The organism is Reichenbachiella faecimaris (assembly GCF_900176375.1).
GTDB lineage: Bacteria > Bacteroidota > Bacteroidia > Cytophagales > Cyclobacteriaceae > Reichenbachiella > Reichenbachiella faecimaris.
Window position 1 is genome coordinate 1,005,740 of the sequence record NZ_FWYF01000002.1, and the last position, 12,933, is coordinate 1,018,672.

Consider the following 12,933-nt stretch of genomic DNA (forward strand, 5'->3'; position numbering starts at 1 on the left):
TCTATAAATTTATCTCAAACATTTTCTAAGCAAACAATTATGAAATATCTATCAATAGCACTATTGAGCCTCGTTATATTTAGCTGCTCTTCACCAAACAAATCTGCAGAACAATCTACTCCTGTCCAAGATAAGACAGCCATAGCAGAGAAGCCAATGGCAGATTCTGCTTATGTGTTTTTCAAGCATCCAGCAGATGGAGCTACGGTTCCAAGCCCTGTTTACATAGAAATGGGTGTGTCAGGCATGCAAATCGAACCAGCAGGAGAAGTAAAAGAAGGCTTTGGCCATCATCACATATTGATCAATCAAGCGAACTGGCCAGAAGGCACAGTCATTCCAATGTCAGATTCAACGTTTCATTATGGCAAAGGTCAGACGGATGCAACATTGGAACTTGAGCCTGGATCTTACACGCTTTCTTTACAATTTGCAGATGGTGTGCATGCGTCTTATGGAGAAAAAATGGCTGCTTCTGTTACTGTAACTGTTGAATAATTAGCGTCTAACCCAAAAGTATGTTCTCATGAGTGAAAAACTGTATAACGAAATTCCATCACTGGATTTGGCTGATTTCAATTCAGGTGATGAAGCAAGAAAGCAAAAATTTGTTGCTGACCTTGGAGCTGCCTACCATAGTATTGGATTCGTAGCAGTAAAAAACCATGGATTGTCAGATGAGCTTTGTACAAAGCTCTACAAAGCCGTTCAGGACTTTTTCGCACTACCAGATGAGGTAAAGCAGAAGTATGAAGTGCCTGAACTCTTTGGCCAGAGAGGATATATTGGAAAAGGGAAGGAGCACGCCAAAGGCAGGGCAACGGGTGACCTCAAGGAGTTTTATCATGTTGGCCAGGAGGTGACGGATGGCGATTCCATCAAAAAAGAATACCCAGATAACATTTGGCCTACAGAGATTCAAAATTTTGACAAAATAGCTCTGGAGGCCTACCAGACGTTAGAAAACGCAGGAAGGCAAATGCTCAAAGCTATTGCTATCTATCTGGGATTAGAAGAGAATTACTTTGAAAGTCGTGTGCATAATGGGAATAGCATTTTGAGGCCCATTCACTATTTTCCTATTGAAAACCCAGAAGAAGTGCCAGATGATGCAGTAAGAGCGGCAGAGCATGGAGACATCAATCTGATTACGTTGCTCATGGGTGCAAGTGCAGATGGATTACAAGTGCTTCGTAGAGATGGAGAGTGGATTCCGATTACAGCTTTGCCAGAGCAGATCGTGGTCAATGTAGGGGATATGCTTGCTCGACATACCAATGATAAATTGAAGTCTACCATTCATCGTGTAGTGAACCCACCACGGGAGATGATGAAAACTTCTCGATTTTCAATTCCATTTTTTATGCACCCAAGATCAGATATGGATTTGTCCTGTTTGGAGAATTGTATTGATGAGAATCACCCTAAACAATTTGAAGATATTACTGCCGGAGAGTTTTTACATCAAAGATTAGCAGAAATAGGGCTGAAGAAGTAATGATCAGGAAGGTTCGATACTACATTTTTCTTAAGGATGTATTTCTACTAACCATTTCAGCATTTGGCGGGCCTCAAGCACACTTTGCTATGATGTTGGATCTTTTGGTTCACAAAAGAGGTTATTTGGATGAAAAGGATTTGATCGAACTCACGGCATTGTGCCAATTCTTGCCAGGCCCTACATCTACCCAGACATTAACCGCCATAGGGTTTAAAGTAGGTGGCCCTAATTTGGCCTATCTCACTTTGCTCATTTGGATCACGCCTGCATTTTTGATTATGACCTTTGCAGGTATTTTCATTTCTACGCTAGAGCAATACGATATTTCCATGGAATTTGCCCGCTTTATAAAACCAATGGCCGTGGGGATTGTGGCGTATTCCGCTTACATCATCATTAAAAAAGTGGTGACTACTAAATTGGCTGTGGTGCTGATGATTGTGGCAGCTATAGCGAGTTTTTTGGTGCGTACACCCTATGTTTTTCCTGTTATCCTTTTAATTGGAGGAAGCATTACTGCTTTTGACTACAAACGTCATGAGCGAGAAGAAAAGGAAGGAATCCGAATCCAGTGGTCTAATTTCATTTTGTGGGCTGGTGTGCTGATAGGGGCAGCTTTGATTGGCGCATCTATAGATTGGCTGGGAATCAGAATTTTTGAAAATTTTTATCGTATTGGGAGTTTGATTTTTGGTGGAGGCCAAGTGTTAGTTCCATTTATGTATACGGAATTTGTTGAGTTTAAGGAGTATCTGACTTCCGAAGAGTTTCTCTCAGGGTTTGCTTTAGTGCAGGCAGTTCCAGGCCCCGTGTTCTCATTTGCGTCGTACGTTGGATCAATTTCCATGAAAGAATATGGCATGCTTGGACAGATGATGGGTGGCTTTATGGCAGCTCTGGGCATTTTTCTTCCCGGGACGTTTCTTATCTTTTTTGTCATTAGATTTTGGGAGGAGTTAAAAAAATTCAGAATTGTAAAGGCTTCTTTGGATGGTGTGAACGCAGCCAGCTCAGGGATGATTTTAGCAGCTGTTGTACTTCTTTCCCAGCCACTCATGGGTGACTACTTGAACTATGCTGTTATGCTTGGCACTTTTGTCATTATGTTCACCAAGAAAATACCTACTCCATTTTTGATCCTGGCTGGATTGATATTGGGTGTAATCCTATGACGCCTCAGGAATGGGCGGATCGACAATCTATATGGTCGATATTGTCCGAATTGTACCTGGACGTGGAATTAACCACATTTGATTATCATAGGATCGCAATTGAAATAATCCGTTTGGGGTATAAGCTTAACGAAGCAAAAGGAATTGACTACTATGAAGTAGTTCCAGCAGTAGGGCTCAATATTTTATTGTGGCATATCAGAAGACAATGTTGGACGAATCTTGCACAGGCCATAAAAAAAGTCTCAGCTACTGAGTAACTGAGACTTTGATTTCTTTGGGTTGAATCCCTTAATTCAACTTCGCAGGAGGAGTGATCCCCATTTTCTTGAATACCAAATCAGAAACATCATATTTCTCATCTGCATCCAAAAGGATATCTACACCAGGTACTCCTGTGCTAAAAATCATGTCATAACCGTTTTCAGTTCTAACAGCTTTAACAGCATTTCCAATTTTTTCGAAAAGTGGAGCAAACAGTTCACCTTGTTTCTTTTGCAAAGAAGTTTGAGCTTCTCTTTGGAAGGCTTCAAATCTCTGATTTAGAGATTGCAATTCAGCTTCTTTGTCAGCTCTTACCAGATCAGTCATGGTAGCAGCACCTTGCTGATATTCTTGCAATTTAGTCTGTAGCTCAGTGCCCTTAGACTGCAATTGATTTTGAAGTTGAGTTTCATAAGCTTTGAACTCAGAATCTACTTGCTTGGCTTCTGGCATTTGGCTAAGGATGTACTCTACATTGGTATAGCCTATTTTCATGACTACGCCCTGCGCACTTGCAGTCAGGCCAAATGCAGACAATACAATTGCAAAAATTATCGATTTAACTTTCATAATTCAGTTCTAATTAGTTGTTACTTATTACATCGTTTTTATCACCGAGTCCGAGCTCCTCCAGCACGTAATCCGTATAGTCATGAACCGGATCGGTATATATCATCACCAAATCTCCAGACTTGTCAAATACAATTTGCAAGCGATGATTTTTGGCAACTTTCTCGACAGCATCAAATACTTGATCCTGTACAGGTTTGATTAATTCTTTCTTCTTCAAAAAAAACAGGCCTTCGAATCCAAATACCTTCTTTTGGTATGCTTTTACATCGTCCCATTTTAGATCAATTTCTTTTAATCGATCATCTTTCATTTCCTTTGTCAACAATACCTCCTCGGCCTGCAAGGAAGTTTCCATTTCTTCAATGGATTTGTACATGTTCTGAATCTCTTGTTCCCAGGCCTTAGAAATTTTCTCTATTTCTCCCTTGGCTTCGTTATATTCAGGCATTTGGCTGAGGATATAGTCAGTGTCCACGTACCCAAATTTCTGTGCAAATGTATCATTTAAAATGAAAAATAAAAGCACTAAAATGAGCGATGTGAGTCGGGTTGCAATTTTCATACCACTAAAATTAGTCTTTGCACTTTATTTTATCTAATAATCTCACGCAATCTTCATTTTTACCTCAACTGCTGGCCTATGGAGAAGTGAATCTGCCCACCAGGGTTGGAGGTTTGACCTGGTAACTTATCATATCCATATCCCCAATCTATACCTAACAATCCAAAGGCTGGCATAAATATTCTTACACCAAAACCTGATGATTTATAAAGTTTGTTTGGGTTGAAATTTTCAAAGCCATTCCAGTTATTACCAGCTTCAGAGAAGGCCAATAGATAAATGGTGGCTGATGGGTTTAGTGACACTGGATATCTCAATTCCATCACAAACTTGTTATAGATATTACCACCCGTGATATTAGTCACTGGGTCGTATGGAGTAATGGAGTTATTATCATATCCTCTAAGACCAATGACGTCATTACCCAACAGGAAGTTTGTACCCGTCAAGCCATCACCGCCAAGCTGGAATCTCTCAAATGGGCCTACACCTACTTCTTCTCGATAATGTCCCATGAAGCCCATGTGCGCTCTTGCGGCTAATACCAAATCTCCAGCCAATTGCATGTAGTACTTCGCATCAAACATCCATTTGTGATACTCCACATACTCATATTTTTCACTATTCTCAGCTGTAGCATAATCGATGTCATTCCATAGTGACCAAGGCGGCGTCAAGGCCAAACTTAGTGATAGGGATGATCCTGATCTTGGATACATGGGGTTGTCTACACTATTTCTGGCAAGGGTAGTATTAAACGTGATGTTATTCGCGACACCTGTACTAAATCCAAGTGAGTTGCCATAGTTGAATAAATTGTATCTCAAGTAGGAAATAGAATTACTTAATGTAAAGTAATCATCAGGCCATTTTACTCTTCTTCCCAAGCTGATGGTAGTTCCAAATACTTGCAACGAGCCAATCGTCTTGTCTGTAAAGAAGTCTATACTACGCTGGATGGAATAATTGAAGCTGACCCCAAAGGAATGTGGTTTTTTGCCACCCAGCCATGGCTCAGAGAAGCTCACAGAATAACTTTGGTACCTTTTGCCATTTGCCTGAAGTCTCAATGACAGTTTTTGTCCATCTCCAACTGGCAGTGGTCTCCATTTATCAAAGTGGGGAATGTTTCTTAGCGAGAAGTTATTGAACGTTAGTCCTAAAGTACCTACAAAGCCAAAGGTACCTCCCCATCCACCAGATAGTTCAATTTGATCACTTGGCCTTTCTACGAGTTCCCATTCAATATCCACAGTTTCGTCTGCTGGATTGGGCAAAGGTTTTGGATTGACCTGTTCAGGGTCAAAATAGCCAAGCTGAGAAAGTTCTCTTTGCGTTCTAATAAGTTCTGCACGGCTAAACTTCTGGCCAGGCAAGGTTCTCAATTCGCGCATGATTACGTGATCATTGGTTCTGTCATTGCCTGTAATAAATACCTTGCGGATAGTAGCTTGAGCTCCTTCATAAATTCTCATTTCTACATCCACAGAATCTCCGTCAATCTTTGTCTCTACTGGCGTAACGCTAAAAAACAGATAGCCATTATCCATATATAAAGAACTGATATCTGGCCCGCTAGGATTGAAATTTAGCTTTTTGTCAACAAGTTCGAGATTGTAAATATCACCTTTTTCAATTGCTAGAATTTGATCTAAGGTTCTATCATCATGAATGAAATTTCCTACCCAGTTGATATCTCTAAAGTAATATTGCTGTCCTGGATTTACTCTAATATTTATATCTACTGATTTTCGGTCGACAAACACAATGGTGTCCTCCTCTATTTCAGCATCTCTATGCCCTTTGGAATTGTAGAAGGCAATCAGGGTTACTTTGTCCTCTTCATATTTTTCTTTGACAAATTTAGAAGACTTGAATACGTTCAATTTCGCGTTTTCGTGAATGATTTCAAGCAGTGTTTTTGAAACATTGTGTTTCACACTGTCATCTACAAATTTAAACCTTTCTGATTTGGGCTTGAATAAATTAAAACTGGAAGCAAGGAGTCCGCTGATTAATTTGAACCTGGCTCTTTCACCTGAGTTCTTCATTTTACTTTTTAGCTTGGCATCAGTAAAGTGCTCGTTACCCACAAAATTCACATTCCTGATTTTTACCTTTCTATTTTTATCTATATGCACATCTAGTAACACACTATTATGAAGTGTACTGTCTGTTCGATATTTGATTTCAACTTCAGTATTTAAGTACCCTTTTTCATAGAAATACTTTTTTATGGTAAGTTCAGCATTTTTCCGAATGGCATCAGTCATTACACGCCCTCTAATCAAATTAACCTTCTCTCTAATGTCAGATTCTTGACTTTTGGTAAGTCCTGTAAATTGAAACCTACTGAGTCGTGGTCTTTCTGCCAGAGAAATAGTAAGATATACATCATCTCCCTCAACTTTTGAGGCATAAATTTGAATGTCTCCTATCAAACCTTGCTTCCAAAGTTTTTTGATAGCTGAAGTGATACCATCACCTGGGATTTTTAGTTTGTCACCGACTTTAAGACCTGAGATAGAGATCAGCGCTACCTTATCAAGGTATTCGGCTCCTTCTACTTCAATATCTGCAATAGTAAACTCTTGTGGATTGGAGTAGCTGATATTGACATTGTTAGGGTCTACTCTGCCCTGAGTGCCGTACCTGATTTGGCCAACAGCTACTGTTGAAATGCAAAGAAATAGTAAAAGTATTTTGAATTTCATCTTTTTTTCTGACGTGTCTGTTGCTTTGAATTTATTTTTGAATCAGTTGTTCACTTGTCTTGCCTAAGCGTCTTTCCCTATTTTGAAAGTCTAAAATAGCATCATACAAATGTTCTTTTCTGAAGTCTGGCCAAAGCGTTTCTGTAAAATGTAGCTCTGCATAAGCTGCTTGCCACAATAAAAAATTACTTATACGATGCTCTCCACTAGTTCTGATCATTAGTTCGACCTCTGGTGCGGTATGTTCATCTATATACTTATTGATGAAATCAACACCAATAGCGTCAATTTCAGTTATGTTTTGTTTTATCTCATCGATCAATTTTTTAACCGCATGACTAATTTCCCACTTGCCACCATAGTTAAGCGCAAGTGAAAGCACCATCCCTGTATTGGTTTCAGTTTGCTTCATGCCTAATGCGAGATTCTTTTGTGCATCTAATGGTAAATGCTCAATGTCTCCAATTGGTTGTAAACGGATATTATTTTTTACCAGGGTAGGAATCTCCTTTTTGATTGTAGAAATTAGCAGAGACATGAGACCATCAACTTCTAATTTTGGTCTATTCCAGTTTTCTGTTGAAAATGCATAAAGAGTAAGGTGTTTGACTCCTAGTTCGGCACAGCCCTCTGTGACATCCCTGACTGCTTGAATAGCATTCTTGTGACCAAACAGTCTAGCTGCTCCTCGCTTTTTTGCCCATCGCCCGTTGCCGTCCATGATTACGGCGATATGTGTAGGAATTTTTGCTGGATCAATCTTCTCTTTCATGCCCTCTTTGTTGGCCATTGGCCAAAACCAAACCGCAAATTTGTGCTTTTTTTTAGTTAAAAGGAATTTATGTAGACTTTTATTATCAGTACATGGACTTGTTTGGGATGTACTTATAGGTACATGGAATTTTATATATCAAATATGAAATTGAAATATTAAAATAGTGGTACCAATCCTTATCATTTGGATTTCCAAACTGAGTATTTGTCTTGTCGAAGACATCTCCATCAGAAATGCCATCTAGCTCATCAAAAAAAGTTTTTCTAGCACCAAACTCTACGGCCATGCTAAATTGTTTGCCGACCAAATGCTTAATTCCACCACCAAATGGCAGCACAGGTTGGATGCTACTGAAATTATCACTTTCGTCAAGATTGATAAATTTTGTCAGTCCAAATCCAGCAAAAAAATAGGGAGTCCATTTAATTGTTGAATTTTTGTTTTTGTAATCAAGAAAATGATACTCGAATGTAGCTGAGGCTTCAAAAAAGGATCGGCTGAATGAAGTGTTCCGGATTTCACCCAAAGGGTCAAACGGATGGCTGTCATCTCCAGAAACTTTGCCATAAAGCAAAGCCATTTTAAAACTCACATCTTTTTCAAAATTGATTCGATAAAGCCCTTGAATACCCAAACTTTGATTAGCGATCTCATAGCCTCTGTACAAATCACCTGCATAACTTACGCCTCCTAAGGCTATTCCATACTCTGTTCTTTGGGCAAAACAAAAAGTTTGCACCAAAAGAAATGCCGATAAAATCGGCAGTTTTGTTTGAAAAATATGGATGAAATTAAGTTTCAAATACTTTTTTATCTAAACTTCCCTCGTGTCGCCCCTTTTTGGTCGAATATATACACGAGTCTGATTTGGGTTGTCAGAAAGAAATCATTTTGCTCTGATCCTCCTCTTGAGTTTTCAAAATTTGGTGTATATCCTGATCCATGTGTATATGGGCTAGTTGTACTTATATCTCCAGCGCCAACAGTTGGATTCAACCCTCTGTCTGCACCAGTAGGTGCATGTGTGGTTTCAGCTCCTCTCTCGGACATGGCTCGTGCGAGATTATCATCTCCAAACAAGTCCAGATCTATATAACTATTACTTACATCATCGAGATAATCTGTGAATAAATACCTAAGACCAAGCTCAAAATTCAAGTCTAAATTATGATGTAATTTGATTTTTAGTCCAAGTCCAACAGGAATAACGAATGCAAACTTTCCGTATGGATCTGCACCTACGCTATCAATGTTTTGACCTTCAGTCCCTAATTCTCTAAGCTTAACCCATTGACCTGCTTCATCAAGAGGGTTCCCAGCTTGGTCGGTGGCTGGAGCTATAGCTTCAGGGCTATGAGCGATCACAGCAACTCCAGCAAAGAGATAAGGGTTGATTGGAAATCTACCACGAACACCACCGTTATTAGGAATCATGTCCGCTTCAAAACCTATAGACAATTCATGAATTTTATTTCTGAAATGTAAATTTCTTAAATATCTACCATAAAGACTGGCATCATCTGAGTTCTCATCTCCATTGTCAAAGTCGTCCCCTTCAATGACACCATAATTGTAGCCAGCACGTAAAAATATTCCAGGATAAACCATTCTTGATCCAGTGATACCAAATCCAAACTTAGTTTCGCCATAGTTAGTACTAAAGCGTTTGTTGTTCGGAGATAAGTCGCCGTAGTAGTTGAGTACGTTGATGCTAGCCCCTACCGTCCAGTAGTTGGTGTTGCCTACTCCTCTATAGCTGGTGCGTCCACCACTATAATTTGAATATTTTTTATTTCTACTTTTATTGTAGCCATAGCGCCTTTTCTGACCAAATGAGTCAGTAGCACATACCATGAGAAGCAATAAAGTGAAAGAGATTAATAAATTTTTACGCATTTCCAATAATCAAACGACCAAAAATCTTTTACAATATACTTAGGCGCAATTTATTCCAAACGCTAAAATTATTGTTTTTAAGTTCTAATTCCTAACGTCCTGTCCCCAATTTAGCTTATTCCTAAGGGTATCAAAAAAATTGGAGCCCGAAATTTTCACGAGTTTAGCTGAAAATTGTGATTTAGTTAATGAAATTTTAACCGTGCTATTTACAGTATGTGATCTTGAATCAAGGGAGATTAGGAATGAACGACCCTTGCCTTCGATTTCAAATGAAATTTCGCTTTTGTCTGATACGACCAATGGGCGAACGTTTAAGTTGTGTGGACTGACAGGAGTGATTATGAAACTGTCTGATTCAGAAAGAACTAACGGGCCTCCACAGCTTAATGAATAGCCTGTAGATCCTGTTGGGGTTGAAACCATCAGGCCATCTGCCCAGTAGGTGTTTACAAATTCGCCATCTATGAAACAGCGGACGATAATCATTGAGGAAGTATCTCTTTTTAGGATGGCGACCTCATTCAGGGCAAAATTTTGACCTTCAAATAATTCCGTGTTACTATTTAGATGAAGTAGAGTCCTATTCTCTAGCTCATATTGCCCATCAAAGAAAAGATTTAAGGCTGATTCGATTTCACTTTTGGCTGTGGTCGCTAAAAATCCCATCGTCCCAAGATTTATACCAAGTATTGGAATTTCCAAAGCACCTACCAAGGAGACTGTTTCAAGCAGTGTGCCATCTCCTCCAAGGCTAAAGAAAAAATCAATTGGCTCCAGACTTTCTAAGATATTGATCTGTGGGTATGAATCTAAATAGGCTTTTGCCTCTGATTTATTTTCTTTGGCACAGACGTCTGTAATGAATATCTCATGCCCGTTGTCCAATAATTTTTTTGCGATGGTTTTGACATACGGAAAGGACTCTTTGGAGAACTTTCTTCCATGCAGCGCGATTCTCATGTGTTAATGAATTTAGACTTTGAGGTATCTGAGTAATGTATCGAGTCTTTCTTTTTCGATTAGTTCCTCATCTCCTTTGCCAAAGATAGAACTTATTGTATATCCAAATCTTTCTAACGATGATATGATGGCGGAACCGTTTTCAAGATTGAGTTTGATAGTCACCCTTATTTTGCCAGGTTGTTGCTCATTATTTTCAATAAAGCTGCTCAAAATTTTCCCTCCTTCGGATTCTATAATTCGACTCAACTCAGTCATAGAATAATCTGTCTGCTCCATAGAAAGCACGATGATAGTACCAGGACTATTGATAGAGGACATTTTTGAAAAGGCTTCAACTACGTCCTGAATGGTTACAGTCCCAAGATATTTTTGATCCTCGTTAAGTACGGCCACTAAATTAGAACTGGCTTCATAGGCTTTTTTGAGTAGTTCGTAATAATGTTCGTTTTGGTCTACAAAGAGGCCAGTTCCCATAAACTGATAGTCTTCAATTTTTTCAGCACCAGTGAAATGATCAAACAGTAAATTTTCATTGAAGAAACCTAAAAAATTCCCATTGTCCACGATTGGAAGTTCATGCACATGAAATTCACTCATCCAGGATTGCGCTTTGTCAATACTGTCTGAAGGCTTTAGTGGCGGAATGGTATAATTAATTAGATCTTTTGCTCTCATACGGGTACCGTTTGGTTCAAAAATTCGTCCAAAATTATATTGTATTTTTCTGGCTGTTCCATCATTGGGGCATGACAGCATTCATCTATGAAACGTAAGGTGGAATTTTTAATTAGGCGGTTAAAATCGTGACCCACGCTAGGTGGGGTAATGGTATCATTAAGCCCCCAAATAAGGAGTGTTTCGTTTTCTATTTTGTGCAATTCGTCTGCTAAATTATTTCTTTGTGCCGATTTTGCCATCTGAATGATTCTCATACATTTAGGTACGTCATTGGTCGTTTCGAAAATCTCATCAATATATTCTTTAGTTGCCGTATTTGGGTCGTAGAATGTATATCTGACTTTTTCTTCAATAAACGCATAGTTTCCTCTTTTGGGATATGATCCGCCCATAGAATTTTCGAATAACCCCGAACTACCAGTTAATATCATACGATCTACTTTCTCTGGGTGTTTCATGATGTACATGAGTGCTACATGTCCCCCAAGTGAATTGCCCATGATATCAAAATTGTTGTAACCCTTATGATCTATAAATGCTTCAACAAATTCCGTTAATTTGGTCAGTCCAGTTTCTCGGACTGGCATCTCGTAAATGGGTAACATTGGGATGACTACCTTAAATTGAGTTGAAAACTTATTGACTACTGCCTCCCAATTGCTAAGCGCACCAAACAATCCATGAAGCAAAAGCATCACCTTGCCCTCACCTTCTTCTATGTATTTGAATTCTCCTTCTTCTATGATGTTGGGTACTTCTAGCATTCTGTAATTGTAGTTTTGCTAATATTAGGTATAATATATTAATTTCTGATGAATCAAACGTTAAGTTCTTGCTGATTTACCATTTCTTTTGATTGTTCGAAAAAGTCCATAAAGTATGGAAATAGACCTGAAAACAGATTGAACAATCCTGGTGCAAATGAGGCAACAGGTTCATATAACATACTCCCTTCACTAGTTGATTCACTTATTTTTCCACCAAAGGACTCGAAAATCCAAAAAAAGATGCTAATAAACAATGCCCATTTGATGATTCCCATCAGGCTACCAATGATGTCGTCCAAACTGCCCAACAATGTCATGTCAATTATCTTTTTTACTGTTTTCCCAATTACATTTAAGAGAACAATTATGCCAATGAAAATAATGGTAAACGCGATGATAGGGAGCAATGAATCATACCCTTCGATATATTCGGATAAGATAGAAATGCCCCAGTCCAGCAATTTGATGCCTGCCAGGATAGCCGCAAAAAAGGCCACTAATGAGATGATTTCCATTAACATTCCTCTGCGGAACCCAGTGTAAGCTCCTATCAGCAGAAATATTAAAATGACTATGTCTATTTTATTCACTCTTAAGTCAAAAGTGTTTTAACCAGGGCCGAAATCGTTTTTCCATCTGCTTTGCCAGCTAATGCTTTTGTTGCCATGCCCATTACTTTGCCCATGTCTTGTGGCCCAGATGCTCCCGCTTGATCAATAACTTTTTGCAATTCGGCTTTCAACTCCTCTTCGCTTAATTGCTTAGGTAAATATTGGTTAATGATAGCTAATTCTCCTTGTTCTTTGTCTGCCAAATCATCTCTGCCTTGTTCTCGGAATAGATCAACAGAATCTTTTCTCTGTTTCGCGGCCTTCATCAGAAGCTTCATTTCTGCATCCTCAGAAATACCCTCACTTGCGCCTTTTTCTGTTTCGGCCAAAAGGATCATAGATTTGATTGACCTCAAGGCGGTCAATTTTTCTTTTTCTTTAGCCAACATGGCGGCTTTTATATCTGCGTTTATCTGATCTTTCAAGCTCATAATTCTGGTTTTCTTAATCGATG

General features: G+C 39.0%; 15 protein-coding genes. 4 read left to right on the forward strand and 11 right to left on the reverse strand.

What is annotated here, in order from left to right; translation table 11 throughout:
• Positions 1-39 precede the first annotated feature (39 nt).
• From B9A58_RS12080 to B9A58_RS12095, 4 genes are read left to right on the forward strand one after another with little or no spacing between them, the layout of a single operon-like run.
• Positions 40-498 carry a DUF4399 domain-containing protein gene (locus tag B9A58_RS12080; protein WP_084373096.1) on the forward strand — a complete coding sequence of 153 codons (459 nt, stop codon included), beginning with the start codon at positions 40-42 and terminating at the stop codon, positions 496-498.
• A gap of 28 nt (positions 499-526) precedes the next feature.
• Positions 527-1,498 carry an isopenicillin N synthase family dioxygenase gene (locus tag B9A58_RS12085; protein ID WP_084373097.1) on the forward strand — a complete coding sequence of 324 codons (972 nt, stop codon included), beginning with the start codon at positions 527-529 and terminating at the stop codon, positions 1,496-1,498.
• Positions 1,498-2,673, forward strand: coding sequence for a chromate efflux transporter (chrA, locus tag B9A58_RS12090; protein WP_084373098.1), 1,176 nt, complete (start codon positions 1,498-1,500; stop codon positions 2,671-2,673). Before B9A58_RS12085 ends, chrA begins: the two co-directional genes overlap by 1 nt.
• Positions 2,670-2,933, forward strand: coding sequence for a DUF7079 family protein (locus tag B9A58_RS12095; protein ID WP_084373099.1), 264 nt, complete (start codon positions 2,670-2,672; stop codon positions 2,931-2,933). Before chrA ends, B9A58_RS12095 begins: the two co-directional genes overlap by 4 nt.
• 31 nt (positions 2,934-2,964) lie before the next feature.
• Here the strand turns inward: B9A58_RS12095 and B9A58_RS12100 are convergent, their stop codons facing one another.
• The 11 genes from B9A58_RS12100 to B9A58_RS12150 form a co-directional block, all read right to left on the reverse strand.
• Positions 2,965-3,507 (reverse strand): OmpH/Skp family outer membrane protein, encoded by a 543-nt coding sequence (locus tag B9A58_RS12100; protein ID WP_084373100.1) that lies wholly within the window; start codon positions 3,505-3,507, stop codon positions 2,965-2,967.
• A gap of 13 nt (positions 3,508-3,520) precedes the next feature.
• On the reverse strand, positions 3,521-4,072 hold the full coding sequence (locus B9A58_RS12105; protein WP_084373101.1) for an OmpH/Skp family outer membrane protein: 552 nt from the start codon (positions 4,070-4,072) through the stop codon (positions 3,521-3,523).
• 59 nt (positions 4,073-4,131) lie between these two features.
• Positions 4,132-6,786 carry a BamA/OMP85 family outer membrane protein gene (locus B9A58_RS12110; RefSeq protein WP_084373102.1) on the reverse strand — a complete coding sequence of 885 codons (2,655 nt, stop codon included), beginning with the start codon at positions 6,784-6,786 and terminating at the stop codon, positions 4,132-4,134.
• A gap of 31 nt (positions 6,787-6,817) precedes the next feature.
• A complete protein-coding gene (locus tag B9A58_RS12115; protein WP_084373223.1) occupies positions 6,818-7,558 on the reverse strand; it encodes an isoprenyl transferase in 741 nt (246 codons plus the stop codon).
• Between the two features lie 85 nt (positions 7,559-7,643).
• Positions 7,644-8,363 (reverse strand): type IX secretion system protein PorG, encoded by a 720-nt coding sequence (gene porG, locus B9A58_RS12120; protein WP_139793859.1) that lies wholly within the window; start codon positions 8,361-8,363, stop codon positions 7,644-7,646.
• An 8-nt stretch (positions 8,364-8,371) separates the two neighbouring features.
• Positions 8,372-9,457, reverse strand: coding sequence for a DUF6089 family protein (locus tag B9A58_RS12125; RefSeq protein ID WP_084373104.1), 1,086 nt, complete (start codon positions 9,455-9,457; stop codon positions 8,372-8,374).
• 84 nt (positions 9,458-9,541) lie between these two features.
• Positions 9,542-10,420 (reverse strand): NAD kinase, encoded by an 879-nt coding sequence (locus B9A58_RS12130; protein ID WP_084373105.1) that lies wholly within the window; start codon positions 10,418-10,420, stop codon positions 9,542-9,544.
• 12 nt (positions 10,421-10,432) lie between these two features.
• The gene (locus tag B9A58_RS12135; protein WP_084373106.1) at positions 10,433-11,098 is read right to left on the reverse strand and encodes a CBS domain-containing protein; all 666 of its coding nucleotides are present in this window, start codon (positions 11,096-11,098) and stop codon (positions 10,433-10,435) included.
• Positions 11,095-11,865, reverse strand: a complete 771-nt coding sequence (locus B9A58_RS12140) for an alpha/beta fold hydrolase (protein ID WP_084373107.1) — start codon at positions 11,863-11,865, stop codon at positions 11,095-11,097. Before B9A58_RS12140 ends, B9A58_RS12135 begins: the two co-directional genes overlap by 4 nt.
• A gap of 53 nt (positions 11,866-11,918) precedes the next feature.
• Positions 11,919-12,458, reverse strand: coding sequence for a CvpA family protein (locus B9A58_RS12145; protein WP_084373108.1), 540 nt, complete (start codon positions 12,456-12,458; stop codon positions 11,919-11,921).
• Between the two features lie 2 nt (positions 12,459-12,460).
• Positions 12,461-12,910 carry a GatB/YqeY domain-containing protein gene (locus B9A58_RS12150; protein WP_084373109.1) on the reverse strand — a complete coding sequence of 150 codons (450 nt, stop codon included), beginning with the start codon at positions 12,908-12,910 and terminating at the stop codon, positions 12,461-12,463.
• Positions 12,911-12,933: the final 23 nt, after the last annotated feature.